The 25,606-nt window shown below is 44.6% G+C and carries 25 protein-coding genes, 2 pseudogenes and 1 other annotated feature; of the genes and pseudogenes, 24 read left to right on the top strand and 3 right to left on the bottom strand.

Annotated features, from left to right (window positions below; translation table 11 throughout):
• Positions 1–25: 25 nt before the first annotated feature.
• On the bottom strand, positions 26–1,216 hold the full coding sequence (locus tag BTW01_RS00305; protein ID WP_162101075.1) for an MFS transporter: 1,191 nt from the start codon (positions 1,214–1,216) through the stop codon (positions 26–28).
• A 180-nt stretch (positions 1,217–1,396) separates the two neighbouring features.
• Between BTW01_RS00305 and BTW01_RS00300 the strand changes: the two genes are divergently transcribed.
• From BTW01_RS00300 to thrS, 9 genes are all read left to right on the top strand, one after another.
• Complete coding sequence (locus BTW01_RS00300; RefSeq protein ID WP_162101074.1) at positions 1,397–1,777, top strand: winged helix-turn-helix transcriptional regulator; 381 nt, start codon at positions 1,397–1,399, stop codon at positions 1,775–1,777.
• 201 nt (positions 1,778–1,978) lie between these two features.
• Complete coding sequence (locus tag BTW01_RS00295; RefSeq protein ID WP_162101073.1) at positions 1,979–3,001, top strand: glyceraldehyde-3-phosphate dehydrogenase; 1,023 nt, start codon at positions 1,979–1,981, stop codon at positions 2,999–3,001.
• A 238-nt stretch (positions 3,002–3,239) separates the two neighbouring features.
• Positions 3,240–3,620, top strand: coding sequence for an adenosylmethionine decarboxylase (speD, locus tag BTW01_RS00290; RefSeq protein WP_162101072.1), 381 nt, complete (start codon positions 3,240–3,242; stop codon positions 3,618–3,620).
• Positions 3,621–3,889: 269 nt separating this feature from the next.
• Positions 3,890–4,348 carry a transcriptional regulator NrdR gene (nrdR, locus tag BTW01_RS00285; protein ID WP_162101071.1) on the top strand — a complete coding sequence of 153 codons (459 nt, stop codon included), beginning with the start codon at positions 3,890–3,892 and terminating at the stop codon, positions 4,346–4,348.
• 114 nt (positions 4,349–4,462) lie between these two features.
• Positions 4,463–5,884: a replication initiation membrane attachment protein DnaB gene (gene dnaB / locus BTW01_RS00280; protein WP_162101070.1), complete on the top strand. Its 1,422-nt coding sequence runs from the start codon at positions 4,463–4,465 to the stop codon at positions 5,882–5,884.
• 27 nt (positions 5,885–5,911) lie between these two features.
• Entirely contained in the window at positions 5,912–6,847 is a 936-nt protein-coding gene (gene dnaI, locus BTW01_RS00275) for a primosomal protein DnaI (RefSeq protein ID WP_162101069.1), read from the top strand.
• A 33-nt stretch (positions 6,848–6,880) separates the two neighbouring features.
• Positions 6,881–7,522, top strand: a complete 642-nt coding sequence (locus BTW01_RS00270; protein ID WP_162101068.1) for a TVP38/TMEM64 family protein — start codon at positions 6,881–6,883, stop codon at positions 7,520–7,522.
• Positions 7,523–7,600: 78 nt separating this feature from the next.
• The gene (ytxC, locus tag BTW01_RS00265; RefSeq protein ID WP_162101067.1) at positions 7,601–8,440 is read left to right on the top strand and encodes a putative sporulation protein YtxC; all 840 of its coding nucleotides are present in this window, start codon (positions 7,601–7,603) and stop codon (positions 8,438–8,440) included.
• A gap of 399 nt (positions 8,441–8,839) precedes the next feature.
• The gene (gene thrS / locus BTW01_RS00260) at positions 8,840–10,771 is read left to right on the top strand and encodes a threonine--tRNA ligase (protein WP_162101066.1); all 1,932 of its coding nucleotides are present in this window, start codon (positions 8,840–8,842) and stop codon (positions 10,769–10,771) included.
• A 40-nt stretch (positions 10,772–10,811) separates the two neighbouring features.
• On the opposite strand, the gene BTW01_RS00255 is transcribed toward thrS, so the two are convergent.
• Positions 10,812–11,594 (bottom strand): HAD family hydrolase, encoded by a 783-nt coding sequence (locus BTW01_RS00255; RefSeq protein WP_162101065.1) that lies wholly within the window; start codon positions 11,592–11,594, stop codon positions 10,812–10,814.
• Positions 11,595–11,760: 166 nt separating this feature from the next.
• On the opposite strand from BTW01_RS00255, the pseudogene BTW01_RS00250 reads away from it, so the two are divergent.
• The 8 genes and pseudogenes from BTW01_RS00250 to BTW01_RS00215 all read left to right on the top strand — a co-directional run bounded on the left by BTW01_RS00250 (position 11,761) and on the right by BTW01_RS00215 (position 17,531).
• Positions 11,761–13,543 (top strand): annotated as a pseudogene (locus BTW01_RS00250) (LytS/YhcK type 5TM receptor domain-containing protein).
• The gene (locus tag BTW01_RS00245) at positions 13,521–14,246 is read left to right on the top strand and encodes a LytR/AlgR family response regulator transcription factor (RefSeq protein WP_162101063.1); all 726 of its coding nucleotides are present in this window, start codon (positions 13,521–13,523) and stop codon (positions 14,244–14,246) included. The pseudogene BTW01_RS00250 and the gene BTW01_RS00245 overlap by 23 nt, the downstream one beginning before the upstream one ends.
• A 133-nt stretch (positions 14,247–14,379) precedes the next feature.
• A complete protein-coding gene (lrgA, locus tag BTW01_RS00240; protein ID WP_162101062.1) occupies positions 14,380–14,820 on the top strand; it encodes an antiholin-like murein hydrolase modulator LrgA in 441 nt (146 codons plus the stop codon).
• Positions 14,821–14,840: 20 nt separating this feature from the next.
• Entirely contained in the window at positions 14,841–15,536 is a 696-nt protein-coding gene (lrgB, locus tag BTW01_RS00235) for an antiholin-like protein LrgB (protein WP_162101061.1), read from the top strand.
• Between the two features lie 355 nt (positions 15,537–15,891).
• Positions 15,892–16,022, top strand: a sequence feature (ribosomal protein L20 leader region).
• Between the two features lie 58 nt (positions 16,023–16,080).
• A complete protein-coding gene (infC, locus tag BTW01_RS00230) occupies positions 16,081–16,602 on the top strand; it encodes a translation initiation factor IF-3 (protein ID WP_082022621.1) in 522 nt (173 codons plus the stop codon).
• Positions 16,603–16,614: 12 nt separating this feature from the next.
• A complete protein-coding gene (gene rpmI / locus BTW01_RS00225; protein ID WP_003184267.1) occupies positions 16,615–16,815 on the top strand; it encodes a 50S ribosomal protein L35 in 201 nt (66 codons plus the stop codon).
• Positions 16,816–16,846: 31 nt separating this feature from the next.
• The gene (gene rplT, locus BTW01_RS00220; RefSeq protein ID WP_162101060.1) at positions 16,847–17,206 is read left to right on the top strand and encodes a 50S ribosomal protein L20; all 360 of its coding nucleotides are present in this window, start codon (positions 16,847–16,849) and stop codon (positions 17,204–17,206) included.
• A 55-nt stretch (positions 17,207–17,261) separates the two neighbouring features.
• Positions 17,262–17,531, top strand: coding sequence for a DUF1294 domain-containing protein (locus BTW01_RS00215; protein ID WP_162101059.1), 270 nt, complete (start codon positions 17,262–17,264; stop codon positions 17,529–17,531).
• Positions 17,532–17,547: 16 nt separating this feature from the next.
• Here BTW01_RS00215 and BTW01_RS00210 read toward each other — a convergent pair whose 3' ends face one another.
• A complete protein-coding gene (locus BTW01_RS00210; protein WP_162101058.1) occupies positions 17,548–17,940 on the bottom strand; it encodes a sigma-w pathway protein ysdB in 393 nt (130 codons plus the stop codon).
• 168 nt (positions 17,941–18,108) lie between these two features.
• Here BTW01_RS00210 and BTW01_RS00205 point away from each other — a divergent pair, with 168 nt between their 5' ends.
• The 7 genes and pseudogenes from BTW01_RS00205 to egsA all read left to right on the top strand — a co-directional run bounded on the left by BTW01_RS00205 (position 18,109) and on the right by egsA (position 25,577).
• Positions 18,109–19,194, top strand: a complete 1,086-nt coding sequence (locus tag BTW01_RS00205) for a M42 family metallopeptidase (RefSeq protein ID WP_162101057.1) — start codon at positions 18,109–18,111, stop codon at positions 19,192–19,194.
• A 53-nt stretch (positions 19,195–19,247) separates the two neighbouring features.
• Positions 19,248–19,558 (top strand): annotated as a pseudogene (locus BTW01_RS18590) (arabinan endo-1,5-alpha-L-arabinosidase); the annotation flags it as partial.
• A gap of 147 nt (positions 19,559–19,705) precedes the next feature.
• On the top strand, positions 19,706–21,196 hold the full coding sequence (gene araA / locus BTW01_RS00195; RefSeq protein ID WP_162101055.1) for an L-arabinose isomerase: 1,491 nt from the start codon (positions 19,706–19,708) through the stop codon (positions 21,194–21,196).
• A gap of 15 nt (positions 21,197–21,211) precedes the next feature.
• Positions 21,212–22,918 carry a ribulokinase gene (gene araB / locus BTW01_RS00190; RefSeq protein ID WP_162101054.1) on the top strand — a complete coding sequence of 569 codons (1,707 nt, stop codon included), beginning with the start codon at positions 21,212–21,214 and terminating at the stop codon, positions 22,916–22,918.
• Positions 22,911–23,600 (top strand): L-ribulose-5-phosphate 4-epimerase, encoded by a 690-nt coding sequence (gene araD, locus BTW01_RS00185; RefSeq protein WP_162101053.1) that lies wholly within the window; start codon positions 22,911–22,913, stop codon positions 23,598–23,600. Before araB ends, araD begins: the two co-directional genes overlap by 8 nt.
• Positions 23,578–24,396 (top strand): HAD-IIA family hydrolase, encoded by an 819-nt coding sequence (locus tag BTW01_RS00180; RefSeq protein WP_162101210.1) that lies wholly within the window; start codon positions 23,578–23,580, stop codon positions 24,394–24,396. The genes araD and BTW01_RS00180 overlap by 23 nt, the downstream gene beginning before the upstream one ends.
• Positions 24,393–25,577: a sn-glycerol-1-phosphate dehydrogenase gene (gene egsA / locus BTW01_RS00175; RefSeq protein WP_162101052.1), complete on the top strand. Its 1,185-nt coding sequence runs from the start codon at positions 24,393–24,395 to the stop codon at positions 25,575–25,577. The genes BTW01_RS00180 and egsA overlap by 4 nt, the downstream gene beginning before the upstream one ends.
• Positions 25,578–25,606: the final 29 nt, after the last annotated feature.

Raw genomic sequence — 25,606 nt, 5'->3', positions numbered from 1 at the left:
ATTTTCTCCTTTACATTTAAAATTGTCAGGATGCCTGTTGATCCTGTTTTTCCATCAAGCGGCTCCAGCCCGTCAAGATGACTGCAGCGACTACCATTAACCCGCCTATCCAAGCAGTATGAATCAGTCCGATTGAATCGGTGATCACACCTCCAAGATATGAGCCGAGCGCAATTCCTGCATTAAAGGCCGCGATATTCATCGCAGATGCGATATCAACAGCACTCGGAACAAAACGCTCAGCCAGCATGACGACATACACCTGAAGGCCGGGCACGTTCATAAAGGCTAACAAACCCATAAAGAGAATGGTGATCAGGCCTGTTGTTTGATAGGGAGCCGTAAATGTGAGTACAAACAGAACAATTGCCTGTACGATAAACATATAAAATAAAGCGGCAATCGGATTTCGGTTTGACAGCTTTCCGCCAATCATATTGCCGATTGCGATGGCAATTCCGTATCCGAGCAGGATAACTGCTACAGTGCCGGATTTGAAGCCTGTTACTTCCTGAAGCAGGGGAGACAGATACGTAAATACAACGAATGTTCCTCCATACCCGAGCGCTGTAATGACAAATAAAAGCAATAACCGGCTGTTTGTTACAAGCTTCAATTGATCCCGCATTGTCGTTTTCGTCCCTTTTCGTAAATTCGACGGGACAAGAATGCCATTTGCAATGAAAGCAATGATTCCGACAGCGATAATGACCATAAAGGCAAAACGCCAGCCGAGCTGCTGGCCGATAAACGTGCCGAAAGGAACTCCGGTTACAGTTGCCACAGTAAGCCCTGTAAACATAATCGAAATCGCGCTTGCTCGTTTATTCTCAGGGACAATATCTGCTGCGATCGTTGAACCGATCGACATAAATATACCGTGTGAAAAAGCGGATATCACACGTGCTGCTAATAAAATCCCGATGCTTGTAGCAGTAGCAGCCATCGTATTCCCAACAATAAAAATCAACATGATCCACAGCAATAGTGTCTTACGTGACATGCTTGAGGTCAATGAAGTTAAGATAGGCGCTCCGACTGTAACGCCAAGCGCATAAAGGGAAACAGTCAAACCTGCTGTTGTAACAGGAATGTCCAAATTATCAGAAATTAACGGCAAAAGGCCGACGCTGATAAATTCGGTTGTCCCTATAGCGAATGCACTTATAGCCAGAGCCAGAAGTGCAGGAAGGCTGCTTTTATTGGCTGAAGTCATCATGTTCCCTCCTTTGTGATGTGTTGTATGATTGAAATTCTGCCGAGTAAGCTATATAAATAAAAGAGCAGATTCAAATCAGCCGGCAAATGTGATTATGAAAGATATCATTAAAAAAGAAAAGTACGTACTTGAAAGTGCTATAGCCACTTTTTGGTACCTGTAAGGAGAATGGACTGTATGGAAAAGAAAAAATATAACATTTCTGTTGAAGCGACTCTTGAAGTGATCGGCGGGAAATGGAAATGCGTCATTTTATGCCATCTAACCCATGGGAAGAAACGCACGAGTGAATTAAAGCGCCTGATGCCTAATATCACACAAAAAATGCTGACCCAGCAGCTGCGTGAGCTGGAAGCGGACGGTGTCATTAACCGGATTGTGTACAATCAGGTTCCTCCCAAAGTGGAATACGAACTCAGTGAATACGGCCGCAGCTTAGAAGGGATTTTAAATATGCTGTGTGATTGGGGAGCGAATCATATTAACAGAGTGTACGGAGATACATTTTCTGTGTTAGAAGAAAGCGTACTTAATGATAAGCTGAAACAGGAATTGTAAAAAAGGGCAGTCAGTGCAGAGCGCTGGCTGCTTTTTGTTTTTTTGCGCCTAATAACTGTGCAAAAAAACGATGATGTCTCATAAAGTTAGCGTTAGAATCGGAGATTTTTTTCAATATGTACTGGCGATTTTTCTCTAATGTGTTATACTAATTTCATATAAAAGCAAATTAGAATGACATATTGATAAGGGGTGTCCAACATGATGGTAAAAATAGCGATCAATGGGTTTGGAAGAATTGGGAGAATGGTTTTTAGAAAAGCGATGTTAGACGATCAAATTCAAATAGTGGCCATTAATGCCAGTTATTCCGCAGAAACGCTGGCTCATTTAATAAAGTATGACACAATTCACGGCAGGTATGACGAAGAGGTTGTTGCTGATGAGGGCAGCCTGATTGTGAACGGAAAGAAAGTGCTTTTATTAAACAGCCGTGATCCCAAACAGCTGCCTTGGCGGGAATATGATGTTGACATTGTTGTCGAAGCTACAGGAAAGTTTAATTCAAAAGATAAAGCAATGGGCCATATAGAAGCAGGCGCGAAAAGAGTCATTCTGACTGCTCCGGGGAAAAATGAAGACGTTACCATTGTGATGGGAGTCAATGAGGGACAGTTCGACGTTGACCGCCATGTCATTATTTCAAATGCGTCATGTACGACAAACTGCCTTGCGCCTGTTGTCAAAGTGCTGGATGAAGAATTCGGCATTGAAAGCGGGCTGATGACCACAGTTCACGCATATACGAATGACCAAAAAAATATTGATAATCCGCATAAAGATTTGCGCCGGGCACGGGCGTGCGGGGAATCCATCATTCCGACGACAACAGGAGCTGCAAAAGCGCTATCGCTCGTGATGCCGCATCTGGAAGGAAAGCTCCACGGCCTTGCCTTGCGCGTCCCTGTTCCGAATGTCTCATTGGTTGACCTTGTTGTCGACCTAAAAACAGGTGTAACGGCAAAAGAGGTAAACGAAGCATTTAAACGGGCTGCCAAAACCTCAATGTATGGTGTTCTTGATTATTCAGATGAACCGCTCGTTTCAACTGACTATAATACAAATTCGCATTCAGCGATCATTGACGGGCTGACGACAATGGTAATGGAAGACAGAAAAGTAAAGGTGCTCGCATGGTATGACAACGAATGGGGGTATTCATGCAGAGTTGTTGATCTGATTCGTTATGTAGCTGCACGAATGAAATATCCATCTGCTGTATAAAATAAGGTCATGGACGCATTTTGCAGAAAAAACCCTTAACAGCCTATTTCTGAAAAAACGCACCTTGCAAATTAGACTTAAACACAGTATACTATTTTTCGTGAACTTCTTGCTTGAGACTGTTTCGGAATTACTTAAAGGGTTAGGACCTCTCCGGACTAACTTTCCCCCGTGGTAAATGGCCGGCCCAGTTGTTGGAATTTCACTTTTTAATTCTTGTTAAGGGGGGTCCATGACTATGGAAACAATGGGGCGTCACGTTATCTCCGAGCTATGGGGATGCGATTTTGATAAGCTGAATGACATGGATTTTATTGAAAAAACGTTTGTAAATGCTGCTCTAAAATCAGGAGCTGAGGTGCGCGAGGTTGCATTTCACAAATTTGCACCGCAGGGCGTAAGCGGAGTTGTGATTATTTCTGAATCACACTTAACAATTCACAGTTTTCCTGAGCACGGATATGCGAGCATTGATGTTTATACTTGTGGAGATTTAGATCCTAATGTTGCTGCTGACCATATTGCAGAGGCATTACATGCTGATACAAGAGAAAACATTGAAATACCAAGAGGAATGGGGCCTGTGCAAATTAAACAGGCGCAAGCGAAAGTACTATAGTAAACACGAACACAAAGGGAGCTGAAGCTAGAAAGCCATTACGTGCTTTTAGCTTATGCTCCTTTTATTTTTATAAAGAAACAAGGCGGTCAGCTTTTTCTTTTTTCATTTTTTTTGTAAAATAAGAAAGAGATTTTCACAAACCACCTGATGCTGTACATACAGCTTTACACAACGGCTCTCCCGACAGATGCTGTCACATTTATGTTAAAAGGCGGAGGCTGCCGAAAATACATTGCAGGGAACGAAATAGTTGGGAGCTGATTTTATTGAAATGTCCTTCATGCCAGCATAATGGAACGCGAGTCCTTGATTCCCGGCCTGTGGATGATGGAAAATCGATTCGCCGAAGACGCGAATGTGAATCCTGCCACTACCGGTTTACGACCTTTGAAAAAGTGGAGGAAACCCCGCTCATCGTCGTGAAAAAAGAAGGTGTGCGCGAGGAATTCAGCAGAGAAAAAATGCTGCGCGGCCTCATAAAAGCATGTGAAAAAAGGCCTGTGTCACTCAAAACGCTTGAAGACGTGTGCTTTGATATTGAAAAAGAACTTCGCAATCAAGGCTGTTCCGAGGTGAAAAGCGAGCTCGTCGGAGAAATGGTAATGGACCGGCTGGCAAAGATTGATGAAGTCGCATATGTACGGTTTGCGTCCGTTTATCGGCAGTTTAAAGATATAAACGTTTTTATCGACGAATTAAAAGACTTAATAAAAAAAGAACGTTAAAAGAGCTAAGAGGATTCTTCTAGCTCTTTTCTCATGTGCAAAATTGGCATTTGATAGATATGAGAAACGGTGTAAAATGAAAGGTAGAAACAAATTCGGAAGGTTTGAGAATGTATGGCTGACTATTGGAAAGATGTACTGCCTGTAGATCCGTATGTGGTCAAAAGCAGATCGATGCTGCAAGATATAGACAGACAAATTATTACACAGCTGTATCAGCCCTTAATCGGACCTGTTGCATTCTCTCTTTATATGACATTGTGGGGAGAGCTTGAACAAAACCGTCTGTGGGGCGGAGAGTCCACACATAGACAGCTGATGGGGATGACACAGTCCAACTTAAAAACGCTCCATCAGGAACAGGGGAAGCTCGAGGGCATCGGATTGCTAAAAGTATATATGAAAGAATCCGAGCGGCAGGAGCGCCTCTTTATATATGAACTCCTTCCGCCGCTCAGGCCAAATGATTTTTTTGAAGACGGAATGCTGAATGTTTTTCTGTACAATAGAGTCGGGAAAACAAAATATCAGCAATTAAAACAATTTTTCACGCACCCGGCCATTGCAGAAGATGCGAAGGACATTACTCGTCCATTTAATCATGCATTTGAATCGCTGCAGCCGAGTGAATGGAAGCTCACATCTGATATGGCGGAAACGGCAAGGCTGGCGCAAGGTACAGAGTATACCTCTGTCGGCGAGGCTCCGTCCTACACGATAACCGAAGATGTGTTTGATTTTGATTTGTTTTTAGCGGGACTTTCTGAGACGATGATTCCGAGAAAAGCGATGACCCAGCAAGTGCGGGACACAATCAAAAAGCTTTCCTATTTGTATGGCATAGATCCTTTGCAAATGCAAAATGTCGTTATGAGTGCGATTGATGAGCGTGACGCTATTACGACGGAGGCTTTACGAAAAGCGGCCAGCGACTGGTATCAAATCGAAAGAAACGGAAAGCTGCCTGACTTAGTGGAAAAAACACAGCCGGTGCATCTGCGTGAAGGCGAAAAGCCGGCCGAAGAGGATTCGCTGGACGGGAAGCTGATTGCATTGCTTGAAGCGATTTCTCCAAAGAAACTTTTACAGGATATTGCCGACGGAACAGAGCCGTCAAAAGCTGATATGAAAATCATAGAAGACATTATGTTTGAACAGAAGCTCGAACCAGGCGTTACAAATGTGTTAATTTATTACGTCATGCTGAAAACCGATATGAAGCTGTCGAAAAACTATATCCAAAAAATCGCTTCGCATTGGGCGCGCAAAAAGGTGAAAACGGTCAGAGAAGCGATGAAACTTGCAATAGAAGAAAACCGCCAATACCTTGAATGGGCTGAAGGAAAAGCAAATCAGCCTTCGAAACGGAACAAAAAAGTGATCCGCGAAGAAAAGCTTCCTGACTGGATGAAGGAAAAGGAGACAGCGTCCGATTCAGAATCCAAACAGCAGAAGCTGCAGCCGAAGGATTTGGAAGAACAGAAGAAAAAGATGATGGAAGAAATGGAAAAACTGAAAAAATACTCTGCCTATTAATGACAGAGATGCGGGGTGAAGCAATAGATGGAACCAATCGGCCGTTCCTTGCAGGGCGTAACCGGCAGGCCGGATTTCCAAAAACGCCTTGAACAAATGAAAGAAAAAGTCATGAATGATCAAGATGTTCAGGTATTTTTGAAGGAAAACGAAGAGATAATAGACCAAAAAATGATCGAAAAGAGCCTAAATAAGCTCTATGAATATATCGGGCAAAGCAAGAATTGCTCCTATTGTTCGGAAGATGAAGATTGCAATAACCTGCTTGAGGGCTACCATCCGAAGCTTGTTGTCAATGGCCGCGCTATTGATATTGAGTATTTTGAATGTCCGGTCAAACGAAAACTCGACCAGCAGAAAAAACAAAAGTCCCTTATGAAAAGCATGTATATCCAAAAGGACCTTCTCGGAGCAACATTCCAGCAGGTTGATATCAATGATCCGAGCAGGCTTGCGATGTTCCAGCATGTTACAGATTTTTTGAAAAGCTATAATGAGACGGGAAAAGGGAAAGGACTGTATTTATACGGAAAATTCGGAGTAGGAAAAACGTTTATGCTCGCTGCGATTGCCAATGAGCTGGCGGAAAAAGAGTATTCCTCCATGATCGTCTATGTGCCCGAATTTGTGAGAGAGCTCAAGAACTCGCTTCAAGACCATTCATTGGAGGAGAAGCTTAATATGGTTAAAACGACACCAGTATTGATGCTCGATGACCTCGGAGCGGAATCAATGACGAGCTGGGTAAGAGATGAAGTCATCGGAACAGTGCTTCAGCACAGAATGTCCCAGCAACTGCCGACTTTCTTTTCTTCTAACTTCTCACCTGACGAACTGAAGCATCATTTTACGTATTCACAAAGAGGAGAAAAGGAAGAGGTGAAAGCGGCAAGATTAATGGAACGGATATTATATTTGGCTGCTCCGATCCGCCTTGATGGCGAAAACCGCCGCCATCCGTAATTGCTGCGGTTCAAAGGGGAAGGAACTGAAGATATGAAACGAAAAAACGTTCTTAAATGGCTGGCGTTGCTGGCTATTGTTGGTTTAATCTTTTGGGGAAATAAAAGGTATTTGAATGTATCGCCGAAAGAGATCAGAGTTTGGGTATTGTCTTTTGGGGTTTTTGCTCCTCTGATGTTTATCGGAATATCCGTCGTCAGGCCGCTTGTTTTATTTCCAGTGTCTGTTATTTCTGTAGCGGGCGGCCTTGCGTTTGGTCCGCTCCTCGGTACGCTTTATACGTTGTTCGGATCGATGTGCGCTGCTGCTGTATCGTTTTTTGCAGCAGGTCTATTTGTCGCGAAAAAGAATGGCCAGTACGAAAAGCTGGAAGCCATTCAGAAGCAAATGGAGGATCACGGCTTTTTTTATATCTTTCTTTTAAGAATCCTGCCGATCAATTTTGATTTCGTCAGTTATGCGGCGGGCCTTTCTAATGTCAAAGCGCTGTCCTATTTTGCGGCGACGGCTGCGGGGATCATCCCAGGGACCATCGCGCTTAATGTGCTGGGGGCGAGCTTTTTGTCAGGCAATTTGCCTGCCTTTTTTATGGTGCTCTTTTTGTATATCGTTTTTATTTCACTGCCGTTTATCTTCAAAAAGAAAATGAAAAGCTTGTTTCAAGAATCAAATTAAGATTTGCCAATGACCTTTACGTCTATTTTAAAAACATCCCCCATATACTTGTAACAGATGCCGTAAGGGGGGACAAACATGCTTGAAATAATCTTCGAAGATGACCATGATGCAGCCGCTTTTTTACATCTCATTCAGCATTCGGACGATCGGCACAATATCATTGTCCGGGAAGGCATGCAAAAAATTGGGATTGAAAAAGCGCAGCCGGCTTTCTCTATTCAGCGTTTTATGGAGCCGATTCTGGTCGAGTTTTTTTTGGAGTGCAAAGAAGACGAGCATATGCTGTCATTGATTGAGGAAACATATTGTTTCACAGACAATGATGAACAGCAGCAGATCCTGCAGCTCGCACACAGTATAATTGAAGGAGAGGCGGACGCGATTGAGCCGCTAAAGCTTTCGCGGAAACAAGCTATTTTGAGTGAACTTCAAACGATCGGTTTAGAGGAAGGCGTATTTTCCATTCGTTCCTTTCAGACCTTCCGGCTTGGACAATACTACAAGCAGCTGAGAGACATCACGGAAGCGGCGATAGATGAATATAAGATAGAACAGGAATATCAAAACTTTATTCAAACACTCAGAGACTATGTAATGGCCAAACAGCCGCGAATCAAAAAGGTGCATATTGTCCATGATGGTACCTTTACCTTATGGGAGCTGCGCTATATGCCGGAACGGGAAAAAATGAAATACATAGACAGGCGATTCGTCCGGGATCATCCTATGTATATTGATTCTCATTTGCTCGCGCCTCTGATATCCATTGCGCCTGATGAAGTGGTTCTTTATACCGATCAGCCGGAGCATCTGATGGCAAGAACCATTCAAAATATATTTCTCGAGCGAATGGAAATGCTTCCACTCCACACTTTTTCAGACGCAGACATACCTGTGAAGCACTCAGAAGGATAAGAGCCGGCAGCCTGTAAATATAAGGCTGTCGGTTTGAAAAAAGAAAATGTGATCGTGTTGATTTTTTGGAATGAACAATTTATAATACATAGAAGATTAAGAAAGACACACGTATTGATAAGGACACGAAGGAATGATACCGGCTCAAAGAGAGGGAAGCCCAGGCTGCAAGCTTCCTAGCTAAGGACCATTCGCTTTACCGCCTTTGAACTTCAGCTGTGAACCCCTCGATAAGGGGCAGTAATGGCTGACGGGAACTCCCGTTACAGAGCTTAGAGCCGCAGGAGCCGGAGTTATTGGCTTAGCGGAAAAAAGGGTGGAACCACGATTCCGTTTATTCAACCTCGTCCCTTTCATAGGGGGCGGGGTTTTTTATATGCAAAAAAAGGAGTGACCTAGATGTCAGATATGGTGAAAATCACATTTCCTGATGGAGCAGTCAAGGAGTTTGCGAAAGGAACAACAACAGAAGATATCGCGGCATCCATCAGTCCGGGATTAAAGAAAAAATCATTAGCCGGAAAACTGAACGGAATAGAAATCGATTTAAGAACGCCGATCAATGAAGACGGTACAGTGGAAATCATTACAGAAGGCTCCGAAGAAGGTCTTCAAATTATGCGCCACAGTACGGCTCACTTGCTGGCTCAAGCGATTAAACGCATATACAAAGATGTGAAATTCGGAGTCGGCCCAGTCATCGAAAACGGTTTTTACTATGATGTAGAAATGGAAGAGGCGATTACGCCGGAGGATCTGCCGAAGATCGAGAAAGAAATGAAAAAAATCGTCAATGCGAACCTTCCGATCGTTCGAAAAGAAGTCAGCCGCGAAGAAGCGAAAGCCCGCTTTGCAGAAATCGGCGACGACCTGAAGCTTGAACTGTTGGATGCAATCCCTGAAGGAGAAACCGTTTCGATCTATGAGCAGGGCGAATTCTTTGACCTGTGCCGCGGCGTGCATGTTCCTTCCACAGGGAAAATAAAAGAGTTTAAGCTCTTAAGTCTTGCGGGCGCATACTGGCGCGGTGACAGCAATAATCAAATGCTTCAGCGCGTATACGGCACAGCTTTCTTCAAAAAAGCTGATCTTGAAGAGCATCTTCGCATGCTTGAAGAAGCGAAAGAACGCGATCATAGAAAGCTCGGCAAAGAATTAAGACTGTTTGCGAACTCTCAAAAAGTCGGACAAGGCTTGCCGCTTTGGCTGCCGAAAGGCGCGACAATCCGCCGCGTCATCGAGCGCTACATTGTCGATAAAGAAATCAGCCTCGGCTATGAGCATGTATACACACCAGTGCTCGGAAGCAAAGAGCTGTATGAAACATCAGGACACTGGGATCATTATCAAGAAGGCATGTTCCCTCCGATGGAAATGGATAATGAAACGCTTGTATTGCGTCCGATGAACTGCCCGCACCATATGATGATTTACAAACAAGACATTCACAGCTACCGTGAACTTCCAATTCGTATTGCGGAACTTGGAACGATGCACCGCTATGAAATGTCAGGTGCGCTGTCAGGACTTCAACGTGTGCGCGGAATGACGTTAAATGATGCACACATCTTTGTGCGCCCGGATCAAATTAAGGATGAGTTTATCCGTACAGTCCGTTTAATCCAAGATGTATACGAAGATTTCGGTCTAAGTGATTACACATTCCGCCTGTCTTACCGTGATCCAGAAGATACAGAGAAATATTTTGATGACGATGAAATGTGGAACAAAGCGCAATCTATGCTGAAAGCGGCAATGGACGAAATCGGCCATGACTATTACGAAGCAGAAGGTGAGGCGGCATTCTACGGCCCTAAACTTGATGTTCAGGTAAAAACAGCCATCGGCAAAGAAGAAACATTGTCTACAGTCCAGCTCGACTTCTTATTGCCTGAACGTTTCGATCTGACTTATATCGGCGAAGACGGCAAGCAGCACCGTCCTGTTGTGATTCACAGAGGTGTCGTATCAACAATGGAACGCTTTGTTGCCTTCTTAATTGAAGAACATAAAGGCGCACTGCCAACATGGCTTGCACCGGTTCAATTCCAAGTCATCCCGGTTTCTCCGACTGTGCATTTAGACTATGCAAAAAAAGTGCAGGGACGCCTGCAGCGTGAAGGTCTGCGCGTAGAACTTGACAGCCGTGATGAAAAAATCGGCTACAAAATCCGTGAAGCGCAAATGCAAAAAATCCCGTACATGCTTGTGGTCGGTGATCAAGAAGCAGAAAACGGCGCGGTAAATGTCCGTAAGTACGGAGAGCAAAACTCTGAAACCATTTCACTTGATGATTTTGTGAAAAAGGCAGTAGCCGAGGCGAAAAAATAACATAAAAAAGCATGATCTCATTGAAGAGATCATGCTTTTTTTATTTCTCTAATATAGGAAACAAATCATGAAGGCTACTAATGATGTAATCTGGCGTCACATCGGTTTCATTTTTCTTATCCGTACGGTTGATCCAAACGGTTGTGATTCCAGCTCTTGAAGCGCCTAAAATATCAGTGTTCAAATTATCGCCGACCATGATTGCATGTTCTTTTTCAATATTCAGCAGCTGAAGGCAGTGTTCAAAAATGGTAACATCGGGTTTGCCTTTGCCGAAAGCGCCAGAAATGACGATTTCATTGAAATAAGGGGCGAGTTCCGGCACGCCGGCGAGCTTTTCCTTTTGCAGGCTCGGATCGCCGTTTGTCAAAAGCAGCAATTCATATCTGCCTTTTAGCTGATCAAGCACAGCGAATGTTTCCTCATATACAAACGGGCGCTTTCTGCGCTCTTCCGCAAAAAACGCGCCTAAGTATTCGCCGTATGCGGGGTCATCTATGCCAAGTGCCTTCAGTCCGTTTGTCCATGCGTTTTTTCTATACTCCGGCACAATCTTGTTCAGCTTTTGAAAGCCTTCACTGATCGGTTCTGAGAAATTGGACCACAGTCCTTCAAACGGATTTATGCCGATCATCACTGTGTATGGATACATCTCATATGACATATACAATTCTCTTGCCGCTTTACGAACAGCTTCTTCGAAAGCCCGCGGATCAAGGCCATATTTTTTTTCTGCCTGTAAACAAGTTGCTGCAAATGTAGTTCTGACGCTTTTTTCGTCCCAAAGTAGTGTATCGTCTAAATCAAAAAATACGGCTTTCATGATCTTCTCCTCTGCTTCAGATTCAAATCTTTCTGTCAAAAAGCTCACGTTTTATTTTACAATAGATGAAAGCCTTGCGAAATATGTTTTCAGATGATTTTAAAAAAACAGTCAGCTGTGAATCGAAAACATGCTAGAATGAAAGCGGAAAGAACAGGTGACATGTATGATCCATTTAATGATTATGATGCTTGAGAGGGTAGGAATTATCGTTATATTGGGGTTCATACTTGCCCATACGAAGCTTTTCAGACAAGCGCTGCAACAGCAGGACGGCTATAAAGGAAAAGCGGTTTTAATTTCTATTTTCTCTCTTTTCAGCATGATCAGCAACTATACAGGCATTGAAATCCAAAAAAATATGATTGTAAACAATGACTGGGTGTTTGCCATAGATCCATCAGGCTCAATCGCGAATACCCGTATTTTAGGGGTGGAAATAGGGGGGCTTCTCGGAGGCCCGTATGTAGGGGCGGGAATTGGTATACTGGCGGGGCTGCATCGTTTTTCGCTCGGCGGCAGCACGGCCTTCAGCTGTGCGGTATCATCCGTTTTAGCAGGTATTCTTGCAGGTTTGATCGGCAGATATTTTACGAAGCGCTACCGAATGCCGACACCCCGCGTTGCCGCTCTTGTGGGAATCGGCATGGAGTCCCTGCAGATGGTGATTATTTTGCTGATGGCGAAACCGCTTCATCATGCTTGGGAGCTTGTCAGTATGATTGGAATTCCAATGATACTCATCAATGGAACAGGCAGTTTTGTGTTTCTGTCCATTATTCAAGCGATCATTCGCAAGGAAGAGCAGGCAAGAGCGCTTGAAACACACCGAGTGCTGACGATTGCTGACCAGACGCTTCCATTTTTCCGCCAAGGTCTCAATGAAAACTCCTGTAAAAGTGTGGCGGCTATTATCCATAAGCTGACGGGAACAGATGCGGTATCTCTCACTGACAAAGAGAAGATCCTTGCGCATGTCGGCGCGGGAATAGATCATCACATTCCATCAAAAAGCCTGATCACCGGATTGTCCAAAAAGGTGATTAAAACAGGGAGAATCATGAAGGCGGCGTCACAGGAAGAGATAGAATGCACGCATGCGGAATGTCCTTTGCACGCGGCGATTGTCCTGCCGCTGACATCAAACGGCAAAACAATCGGCACCTTAAAAATGTACTTTAAAAGCCCGGCAGGCCTGAACCAAGTAGAGGAGGAGCTTGCTGAAGGACTGGCCATGCTGTTTTCAACACAGCTTGAGCTTGGGGAAGCAGAGCTGCAAAGCAAGCTTCTCAAGGATGCTGAAATCAAGGCGCTTCAAGCACAGGTGAATCCGCACTTTTTATTTAATGCGATCAACACGATTTCTGCGTTATGCCGCACGGATGTGGAAAAAACCCGTAAGCTCTTAATACAGCTCAGTGTTTATTTTCGTTCAAACCTTCAAGGAGCGAGACAGCTGCTGATACCGCTCTCAAAGGAGATGAACCATCTTCACGCCTATTTGTCATTAGAACAGGCGCGTTTTCCCGGGAAATATAAGATTGAGTTCAACATCGACAGACGACTGGAGCATATCGAAATCCCGCCGTTTGTTTTGCAGGTGCTTGTGGAGAACGCGCTTCGGCACGCGTTTCCGAAAAAACAAGACAAGTGCAAAGTTACGGTTTGTGTTCAATCTGATGATACATCCGTCTATATGAAGGTGACGGATAACGGACGGGGAATTCCGTCGTATGTTCTGCAGGAGCTAGGAAAGAAACCATTTCCGTCTAAAGAGGGAACCGGTACAGCGCTTTATAATCTGAATCAGCGGCTGATCGGTTTATTCGGGCAGCGGGCTGCGCTTCATCTCAGGAGTGAAGTTGATAAAGGGACAGAGGTGTCCTTTCAAGTGCCAATGAAACAAATGCAAGAAGGAGAATGAACATGCTCAGGGTGTTAATCGTTGATGATGAGGTGCTGGCAAGAGATGAACTGGCTTACTTGCTCAAGCGGACCAATGAGGAAATAGAGCTTACTGAAGCGGAAAATATTGAATCTGCTTTTGACCAAATGATGGATCAAAAGCCTGATCTTCTATTTTTAGACATTGATTTATCCGGAGAAAACGGTTTTGATATTGCAAAGCGATTGAAGAAAATGAAGCATCCTCCTGCTGTTGTGTTTGCGACAGCGTATGACCAATATGCGCTCAAAGCGTTTGAGGTGGATGCGCTTGATTATTTAACAAAGCCTTTCGATGAGGAAAGAATTCAGCAAACGCTGAAAAAATATAAAAAAGGGAATCGGGATAACGTTGAAGCAGATCAGGGCAGCCATACCGGCCAGCATAAACTCGCATTGTCTGTCGGAGAATCAATTGTGATCGTAGATACGAAGGACATTATCTATGCCGGAACGGAAGAGCGTCATGTGAATGTAAAAACTTTTGATACATCTTACACGGTCAGCGATACGCTCGTTATGATTGAGAAAAAGCTGCCTGATGCTGATTTTATCCGCGTCCATCGGAGTTTTGTTGTCAATACCGAATATATTAAAGAAATTCAGCCGTGGTTTAATTCAACATACAACCTGATCATGAAAGATGGATCAAAAATACCGGTCAGCCGGACATATGCGAAGGAATTGAAAAAGCTGCTCCATATTTGATGGGCGGCTTTTTGTATTTCAGCCATTTGATTCTGCAACTCAGTGCCGCTATTCGGCATGTTATCTTGTAAGCGCTTCATAAGGAGAGATTCTTATTTATAATGAGGGAACAAAAGAGAAAGAGGTGAAGAAAATGAGTGCTAAAAAAGTGTACGGGTTTTTAACACAAGCATTTATTTTTGCCGTCATTATGCTGGTTTCAAATATGATTGCCGCTATTGTCCCGATACCTATTCCGGCATCGGTTGTAGGGCTGGTACTATTATTTCTCCTATTATGCTTAAAAGTCATTAAACTGGAACAAGTAGAAACACTCGGAACGTCTTTAACCTCTCTGATCGGATTTTTATTTGTCCCGTCTGGTATATCTGTTATGAATTCACTTGGCGTCATGCAGCAATACGGCCTGCAAATTGTTCTTGTCATTCTGCTCGCCACGATCATTTTGCTTGGGGCTACGGGATTGTTTTCACAGCTGATTCTTTCGCTGAGCAGAAAACGCGAGACCGCAGCGGACATGAAAACAAAAACAGCGCAAAACCCGCCGAACAATAAAGAACTCGCTCATCATTAAGGAAACAGGAGGTTCATCAGATGGAAAGCACAATGAGTCCTTATTTCGGTATTGTCGTATCGCTTGCAGCGTTCGGTATCGGCACCTTTTTATTTAAGAAAACGAAAGGCTTTTTCCTTTTCACTCCTCTGTTTGTTGCCATGGTGCTTGGGATCGCATTTTTGAAAATTGGCGGCTTTTCCTACGCGGACTATCATAACGGGGGGGAAATCATTAAGTTTTTCCTTGAGCCTGCGACAATCGCCTTTGCTATTCCGTTATACAAACAAAGAGATAAGCTGAAAAAATATTGGTGGCAAATCATGTCCTCCATTATTGTCGGCTCTATCTGCTCAGTCACGATTGTTTATTTGCTTGCAAAAGGTATTCACCTCGATGCGGCAGTTATGAAAAGCATGCTTCCGCAGGCGGCTACAACGGCAATTGCGCTTCCGCTCTCAAAAGACATCGGAGGCATCAGTGACATAACAGCCTTTGCGGTCATTTTTAACGCTGTTATTGTTTATGCGCTAGGAGCATTATTCTTGAAGGTGTTTAAAGTGAAAAATCCGATTTCTAAAGGATTGGCCCTCGGAACGTCCGGACATGCACTCGGTGTAGCTGTCGGAATTGAGATGGGGGAAGTTGAAGCTGCGATGGCAAGTATTGCGGTTGTCGTAGTGGGCGTGGTGACGGTTTTAGTCATCCCTTTGTTCATCCAGCTGATCGGAGGATAAGCCAAGGCCTGCGAGCCTTGGCTTTTTCGTGCGTATTCCGGATCGATATATCTAAATAGGAAACCGTGATCATAATGAGAAGGATGGGGGAGAGATGACTGGTTCTTTAGGTGTTCCTCTCCGGTCATGACTGAATTCAGCTGCTGGGTGTGTGAACAGAAAATCAGCTTATTTCAAGGAGCGGATATGAGATACTGCTCGCTGAATCGATCTTATTCAGTGAACAGGCTGAAAGATTTTCTTTTGCGCTCTTGCGCTCCTAGAAAACCCATGTTACAATATAAAAGTTGTTCCGGATAAGTCATTCTTGACTAAAAGTCCGGTATTGTGTAGAATAGTTATTGAATTGAATATAAATCACAAGCAGAAGCACCCGCTTCTCACCTGATTGACACATGCATGTAGTTGGCAGGTTGACCGTACATTTTTATTGATACAGATGTTCGTAGTGTGGGTGTTTTATAACGCCCACACTTTTTGTTTGCCTGCAGAATGCAGTCAAAATGAGTTGTGAATCAATTCGAAGAAACTATGGAGGTGGCTCATTATTAGCAAAGATCAATTGGTTAATGAGGGTATCCGTGCACGTGAGGTCCGTTTAATCGGACAAAATGGCGACCAGCTTGGAATCAAGTCCCGTCAGGAAGCACTTGAAATCGCCGGCCGCGCAAATCTTGACCTTGTGTTAGTTGCAGCGAATGCAAAACCGCCTGTATGCCGCATTATGGACTACGGTAAGTTCAGATTCGAGCAGCAGAAAAAGGACAAAGAAGCACGCAAAAATCAAAAAATCATTAACTTAAAAGAAGTTAGATTAAGTCCGACAATCGATGAGCATGACTTTAATACGAAATTGCGAAATGCGATTAAATTCCTTGAAAAAGGCGATAAAGTAAAAGCTTCTATCCGCTTTAAAGGACGCGCAATCACTCATAAAGAAATCGGCCAGCGTGTGTTAGACCGTTTTTCTGAAGCATGTGCTGACGTTGCGACTGTCGAAACAAAACCAAAAATGGACGGCCGCAGCATGTTCTTAATGCTCGCGCCGAAAAACGAAAAGCAATAAGGAGGAAATCCCATGCCAAAAATGAAAACTCACCGCGGATCTGCTAAACGTTTTAAAAAGACAGGTTCTGGGAAGTTAAAACGTTCTCACGCATATACAAGTCACTTATTCGCCAACAAATCTCAAAAGCAAAAGCGTAAGCTTCGCAAGAGTGCTGTTGTAAGCGCAGGAGACTTCAAACGCATCAAACAACAGCTTGCTAACATCAAGTAATCGGACAAGGAACAATTAGGAGGGAAATTTTATGCCAAGAGTAAAAGGCGGAACTGTGTCGCGTCAGCGTCGTAAAAAGGTTCTTAAATTAGCAAAAGGTTATTTCGGTTCAAAACATAGATTATACAAAGTAGCAAACCAGCAGGTCATGAAATCTGGAAACTACGCTTTCCGTGACCGTCGTCAGAAAAAACGTGATTTCCGTAAGCTTTGGATCACTCGTATCAACGCAGCTGCTCGTATGAACGGTCTTTCTTACAGCCGTTTAATGCACGGTCTTAAGCTTTCTGGTATCGAAGTAAACCGTAAAATGCTTGCTGATCTTGCTGTAAATGATCTTACTGCATTCAATCAGCTTGCTGATGCTGCTAAAGCTCAATTAAACAAGTAATCATACAGGGCCGCTCTCCAGCAGAGCGGCTTTTTTATATAAAGGATGAGGCCACATGATTATTGCTGTCTATCTGGTGCTGATAAATTTGTGCGGTTTTTGGGTGATGGGCGCTGATAAACGAAAAGCGCAGCAGCACAAATGGAGAATTTCTGAAGAACGGCTCTGGCTGATAACGATCGTGTTTGGCGCGCTCGGTATTTGGCTTGGCATGCAAACCTTCCGACATAAAACGAAGCATGCGTCTTTTAAATATGGAGTGCCGCTTCTTTTGATAATTGAAGCGATTTTGATCGGTATGTATTACAGTCCGTTTGATTTATAAAAAGCAGAAAAGCGCTTTAGCGCTCTTCTGCTTTTTTTGCGAGTTTAATCGGCTGGTCCCAGTCAATCTTACAATTCGGATAACGTTCCAGCACTTTTTCTTCGATGTTCTCAAAATCTTTTGCGGAGAAACGCTTCAGCTCCTCAGGAGATTCTGTCCAGACAAAGATAGTGTGGATAAACAGCGGATGATCTTTGGAAGGAATATGTTTTTCTCCTTCAAAAAGCACGCCTTTATACGTCAGTTGAAAGTTCTTACGAGCGTTGTTCTGTTCATCAATCATATAAAAATCTTCTTTTGATTGGGCCAGCTTCAGCCTTCTCTTTGGGTTTGCGGCATATTTGACTACGGCATAAATACAATAAGCAAAAAGTGCAAGGAATATGATCCTTAAAGCCAAGGCAAACATTGTGTGAAGGCACCTCCCTTATTGTGGTGATCTGATGTAATACGAAGAGCATAGAAAAAAGTTTCACTTTTTTTAAACATATACCCGATTTTCAAGTGAAATAGTCGTATGGTTAGCGCCAGGTTTTGTATAATAAGAAGATAGGACTGATGAAGGAGGTTTTGGAACATGGCAAAATTAGATGAAACATTGACCATGCTGAAAGATTTAACAGATGCAAAAGGCATACCGGGCAATGAGAGAGAAGTAAGGCAAGTGATGAAATCATACATAGAACCATTTGCTGATGAGGTGACAACAGATCGGCTGGGCAGTTTAATTGCCAAAAAAACAGGTGCGGAAAACGGGCCGAAAATTATGATTGCCGGGCATTTGGACGAAGTCGGTTTTATGGTGACACAAATCACTGATAAAGGCTTCATCCGTTTCCAAACCGTCGGCGGCTGGTGGGCGCAGGTCATGCTGGCCCAGCGTGTCACTATTGTAACGAAAAAAGGCGAAATCACAGGGGTTATCGGCTCTAAGCCGCCGCATATTTTATCTCCTGAAGCGAGAAAAAAATCAATAGAGATAAAAGAGATGTTTATTGATATTGGTGCTTCAAGCCGAGATGAAGCCTTGGAATGGGGTGTGCTCCCGGGAGACATGATCGTTCCCCATTTTGAATTTACGGTCATGAATAATGAAAAATTCTTACTGGCGAAGGCTTGGGACAACCGCATCGGCTGTGCGATTGCCATTGATGTGTTAAGAAACTTACAAAACACAGATCATCCAAACATTGTATACGGCGTCGGAACCGTGCAAGAGGAAGTCGGTCTAAGGGGAGCGAAAACGGCTGCACATACTATTCAGCCTGATATTGCATTTGGTGTTGATGTCGGAATAGCAGGAGACACGCCGGGCATTTCCGAGAAGGAAGCACAAAGCAAAATGGGCAAAGGCCCGCAGATTATCATTTACGATGCATCTATGGTCTCTCACAAAGGGTTGCGCGATGCCGTTGTTGCTACCGCAGAAGAAGCAGGCATTCCATACCAATTTGATGCCATTGCAGGGGGCGGAACAGACTCGGGATCCATCCATTTAACGGCAAATGGTGTGCCGGCGCTGTCTATCACTATTGCAACCCGCTACATTCATACGCACGCGGCCATGTTGCACCGTGACGATTATGAAAATGCGGTCAAATTAATTACAGAAGTCATTAAGAAATTAGACCGGAAAACGGTTGATGAGATTACGTACCAATAAAGATACGGATGAATCCGCCTAATGAAGGCGGGTTCTTTTTTGTCTGTCCAATGAATGTTTCATTTAAAAAATCCTGTGACAGAGCAAACAATACGTACAAAATTGTTTGCGGAAGATCTAGAAGCATGACAGGCCCTTATCTTGATAAGACCGGAAAAGCATGCTGGAAAGCGGAGACACCATTTTAGATTTTGGCAATGACCAATGGAAAGGTTCTGGCGGCCAGAATATTGAACGGAAAAAATCCTTGTTCGTCATGCTTTATGATGCCAAGGATAACGGCATTTCGAAGCTTGTCATCAATGATTTGTATCGGAGCTCGAGCTTGCCGTCCAAAAGCCGGGCTAGGCCCCGTCTTTTTTAAAAAAGAAAAGATTGACAGTAAAATAGTCAATTACTATAATGTAATTGTTCGTACAAATTAATTATTATAGACTTATATTTTATTATTGATACGTATCTTTTTTCTGGAATTGAAAGCGTTTTATCTAATAGGAAAGGGGCAGTTAACATGCTTCAGGCAAAAGTTTTTGAATTCTGGTTTGTAACAGGAAGCCAGCACCTATACGGGGAAGAGACGCTAAAACTGGTGGACCAGCATGCGGAAAGCATTTGTGAGGGGCTCAGCGGGATTTCTTCCAGATATAAAATCACGCATAAGCCCGTCGTCACCTCATCGGAAACCATCAGACAGCTGTTAAGAGAAGCGGAGTACAGTGAGACATGCGCCGGGATTATCACATGGATGCACACATTTTCTCCCGCGAAAATGTGGATAGAAGGCCTTTCCTCTTATCAAAAACCGCTTATGCACTTGCATACTCAATATCATCGCGATATTCCTTGGGGTACGATTGACATGGACTTTATGAACAGCAACCAATCGGCACACGGCGACCGTGAGTACGGTTATATCAACTCAAGAATGGGTCTGAATCGAAAAGTTATTGCCGGTTATTGGAATGATGAAGAAGTGAAGAAAGAAATTTCCCAGTGGATGGATACGGCGGCTGCATTAAATGAAAGCAGACATATAAAGGTTGCCAGATTCGGAGATAACATGCGTCACGTCGCGGTCACGGACGGAGATAAGGTGGGGGCGCATATTCAATTTGGCTGGCAGGTTGACGGATATGGCATCGGAGACCTTGTAGAAGTGATCAACCGCATTACGGACGACGAGGTTGAGACACTGTATGCGGAGTATGACAGGCTTTATATGATCAGTGAGGAGACAAAACGTGACAAAGTAAAGGCAGCGTCCATTAAAGAACAAGCGAAAATTGAACTTGGCTTAACCGCTTTTCTGGAACAAGGAGGTTACACAGCTTTTACAACATCGTTTGAAGTGCTGCACGGAATGAAACAGCTGCCGGGACTTGCCGTACAGCGCTTGATGGAGAAAGGTTACGGGTTCGCAGGTGAGGGAGATTGGAAGACCGCAGCTCTTGTACGGATAATGAAAATCATGGCTGAAGGAAAAAGGACATCCTTTATGGAGGATTATACGTATCATTTTGAACCGGGAAATGAAATGATTCTGGGCTCACACATGCTTGAAGTGTGTCCGACTGTCGCTTTGGATCAGCCTAAAATTGAAGTTCATCCGCTTTCAATCGGTGGTAAAGAGGATCCTGCGCGTTTTGTATTTAACGGCATCAGCGGTTCAGCCATTCAAGCAAGCCTTGTTGATATCGGGGGGCGTTTCCGCCTTGTTTTGAATGAGGTTAACGGACAGGAAATTGAAAAAGAAATGCCGAATCTGCCTGTGGCCCGTGTTCTCTGGAAGCCGGAGCCGTCACTGAAAACAGCGGCAGAGGCATGGATTTTAGCCGGCGGCGCACATCACACCTGCTTGTCTTATGAACTGACCGCGGAGCAAATGCTTGATTGGGCAGAAATGGCGGGGATCGAAAGTGTGCTTATTTCCCGTGATACGACAGTTCACAAGCTGAAGCACGAATTAAAATGGAATGAGGCGCTATACCGGCTTCAAAAATAGAAAGGGGGATGTCAATTGGCTTACACAATAGGGATTGATTTTGGAACGTTATCAGGAAGAGCGGTGCTTGTCCACGTCAAGACAGGTGAGGAACTGGCGGTTGCTGTAAAAGAATACCGGCATGCTGTCATTGATACTGTCCTGCCCAAAACGGGTCAAAAGCTGCCGCGTGACTGGGCACTGCAGCATCCGGCTGATTATCTGGAAGTCTTGGAAACAACGATTCCGTCGTTACTCGAACAGACGAGGATTGAACCGAAAGATATTATCGGGGTCGGAATTGATTTTACGTCATGTACGATCCTGCCTGTTGACAGCACAGGGCAGCCGTTATGCATGCTGCCGGAATATGAAGAGGAGCCGCACAGCTATGTGAAGCTCTGGAAGCATCATGCGGCACAAAAACATGCTGACAGGCTCAATCAAATCGCGGAAGAAGAAGGAGAAGCTTTTTTGCAGCGATATGGAGGGAAAATTTCATCAGAATGGATGATTCCGAAGGTTATGCAGATTGCCGAAGAAGCGCCTCACATTTATGAAGCAGCTGACCGGATCATCGAGGCTGCAGACTGGATCGTATACCAGCTGTGCGGTTCGCTCAAGCGAAGCAACTGTACTGCAGGATATAAAGCAATTTGGAGTGAAAAAGCAGGATATCCGTCAGATGATTTCTTTGAAAAATTAAACCCATTAATGAAAACGATTACAAATAATAAATTGGGAGGATCTATTCATTCAGTAGGAGAAAAAGCCGGCGGACTGACTGAAAAAATGGCAAAGCTGACAGGGCTGCTTCCGGGTACGGCTGTGGCAGTTGCCAATGTTGACGCTCATGTTTCTCTGCCGGCGGTCGGCATCACAGAGCCGGGGAAAATGCTGATGATTATGGGAACCTCAACATGCCATGTTCTTCTGGGAGAAGCGGAACATATCGTGCCCGGTATGTGCGGGGTCGTGGACAATGGAATACTTCCTGGCTACGCGGGATATGAAGCCGGACAGTCCTGTGTGGGTGATCATTTTGACTGGTTTGTGAAAACATGTGTCCCCCAAGCATATCAAGAGGAAGCAAAGGAAAAAAACATTGGCGTTCATGAGCTGCTGAGTGCAAAGGCACATCTTCAAGCGCCGGGTGAAAGCGGTTTGCTTGCTTTAGATTGGTGGAATGGAAACCGTTCTACGCTTGTTGATGCTGATTTAACAGGGCTGCTGCTTGGTATGACGCTGCTGACGAAGCCTGAAGAGATTTATAGAGCGTTAGTTGAAGCGACAGCTTACGGAACCCGAATGATTATCGAAACGTTCAAAGAAAGCGGTGTTCCGATTGGGGAGCTGTACGCAGCCGGCGGAATTGCTGAGAAAAACCCGTTTGTCATGCAGATTTATGCGGATGTGACAAACATGGATATTAAAATCTCTGGTTCACCTCAAGCCCCAGCCTTGGGATCTGCCATTTTCGGCGCGGTCGCAGCAGGCAAAGAAAAAGGCGGATACGATGACATCAAAGCGGCAGCGGCATACATGGGGAAACTGAAAGATATCTCTTATACGCCGAACGCCGAAAATGCAGCGGTTTATGAAAAATTGTACGCTGAATATAAGGAGCTTGTTCACTACTTCGGAAAAGAAAACCATGTGATGAAGCGTCTGAAAACAATCAAAAATCTTCAATTCTCATCTGCCGCCAAAAAGAATTCATATAGGGGGATGGAGCATGCTTGAAACATTAAAAAAAGAAGTGCTGGCTGCCAATCTGAAGCTCCAAGCGTATCAGCTGGTAACCTTTACGTGGGGAAATGTCAGCGGAATTGACCGTGAAAAAGAAAGAATTGTTATCAAACCAAGCGGTGTCGAATACAGTGATCTGACAGCCGATGATTTGGTTGTATTAAACCTTAAAGGAGAGGTTGTCGAGGGCGCGCTCAAGCCTTCATCAGATACACCTACACATGTTTATTTGTACCAAGCCTTTCCGAACATCGGAGGGATTGTCCACACCCATTCTCAATGGGCGACAAGCTGGGCGCAATCGGGCAGAGACATCCCCCCTTTAGGCACGACCCATGCTGATTATTTTGACAGTGCGATTCCATGCACAAGAGAAATGTACGATGAAGAAATCATTCATGACTACGAGCTGAATACAGGAAAAGTCATAGCGGAAACCTTTCAGCAGCATAACTACGAACAGGTGCCGGGCGTGCTTGTGAACAATCACGGCCCGTTCTGCTGGGGGACGGACGCCTTACATGCTATTCATAACGCAGTTGTATTAGAAACGGTTGCCGAAATGGCCTACCACTCCATTATGCTGAACAAGGATGTAAACCCAATTAATACAGTCCTTCATGAGAAGCATTTTTATCGAAAGCACGGAGCGAATGCGTATTATGGCCAGTCATAATTCCGCTGTGTTACCGGCCGGCATTCTAATTGACTTGGACGGTACTGTATTCAGAGGAAATGAGTTGATTGAAGGGGCAAGAGAAGCGATCGATACACTTCGGGGAATGGGGAAGAAAATCGTCTTTTTAAGCAATCGGGGGAATATCTCCCGAGCCATGTGCAGAAAAAAACTGCTCGGCGCAGGGATTGAAGCGGAAGAAAACAACATTGTTCTGTCGTCAAGCGTGACAGCGGCATTTCTGAGAAATCATTATCGTTTTTCAAAGGTGTGGGTGCTTGGAGAGCAGGGTTTAGTTGACGAGCTGAGACTGGCGGGTGTGCAGCAGGCGAACAAACCGAAGGGAGCGGATTGGCTCGTGATCTCCCTTCATGAGACGCTCACGTATGAAGATTTAAATCAAGCCTTTCAAGCGGCTGCCGGCGGTGCTCGTATGATTGCGACGAACAAAGACCGCTCTTTTCCGAACGAAAACGGCAATGCCATTGACGTGGCTGGCATGATTGGGGCGATCGAGGCTTCCGCTCAAGCGAAGACGGAGCTTGTTGTCGGAAAGCCGTCATGGCTGATGGCAGAGGCCGCCTGTACGGCAATAGGGCTGTCCGCACATGAATGCATGATTATCGGAGACAGCATTGAATCTGACATTGCGATGGGGAAGCTTTATGGCATGAAAAGCGCCTTAGTGCTTACTGGTTCTGCAAAACTGGGTGACAAGCATTTATACACGCCGGATTATGTGCTGAGGTCTATTAAGGATGTAACCAAATGGGCTGAGGAGGGGAATTTGCTATGAACCGTATTGCAGCTGACGTTCAGTGTGCTTTTGATCATGCTGGGGAAAAGACGTTTCCTGTCGAAGTTGAAGAAATTGTTATCGATAAACAAGCACCCGATTCGCTTTTGGATTATATAAAACGAAAAAACAATAAACATATTGTCCTCGTCTGTGACTCGAATACACACCGCATTGCAGGCATTGATCTGGAAAATCGCCTGAATCAAGAAGGATTTCAAGCCGAATGCCTGCTCATTCCGGAAAATGAAGCCGGAGATGTGACGGCTGATGAACGATTGCTCATTCATGTGCTGCTCCATACGAAAAAAACAACGGAAGTCATGATCGCAGTCGGCTCGGGCACGATTCATGACATCGTGCGCTTTACAGCGTTTCAGAGAGGTTTGCCGTTTATTTCTTACCCGACTGCTCCGTCTGTAGATGGATTTACGTCGGCAGGGGCGCCGCTTATTTTATATGGTAAGAAAACAACCATTCAAACAAAGGCCCCTGTCGCTCTCTTCGCTGATGTGAATTTATTAAAAGCGGCGCCCCAGTCAATGGTGGCGGCAGGGTTTGGCGACATGCTCGGTAAAATCACGTCTTTAGCTGATTGGGAAATATCCCGCCATCTTGCCGGCGAGCCTTATTCGCCAACAGGGGCTAAGATCGTTCAGGAGGCGCTTGACGCCTGTATCGAACACATAGAAGACATTGCGAAGAAAACGGAAACCGGCATACGGGTTTTGATGGAGTCTTTAATCGTATCAGGGCTTGTTATGCTGGCTTTAAATCATTCCCGTCCGGCATCTGGCGGTGAGCATCACATTTCCCATTGGATTGAGATGGAATTAATGGAGAAAAAACGGCCGCAGATTCTTCATGGGGCAAAGGTCGGCTGTGCCGCTGCTTTATTAACTGACACATACAGAAAGCTCGCTCAGGATGATGGGCTGCACGAATTATCTCCGCGTCATCAGCAAGCCGTTCAATCGGCTTATCAAACGCTCCCGGAAGGAAAAGTGCTGGCCGATTGGCTGAGATCAGCAGGGGGTCCTGCGGCTTTTGATGAAATCGGTGTCGGACAGAGTTCCGTCATGAATGCCTTCAGAAACGCTCACACCTTAAGAGACCGCTGCACCGGATTAAAAATCATGAATGAAAATCAAACACTGATCAATCATGGTCTATACGAGTAGCCCGCACCTAGAACGGAAGGGGTAACGTA

The sequence above is a fragment of the Bacillus sp. SKDU12 genome (genome assembly GCF_010093085.1).
Lineage (GTDB): Bacteria > Bacillota > Bacilli > Bacillales > Bacillaceae > Bacillus > Bacillus mexicanus.
Note: the sequence above shows the minus strand (reverse complement) of the source record. Positions and strands in the feature narration are given on the sequence as shown.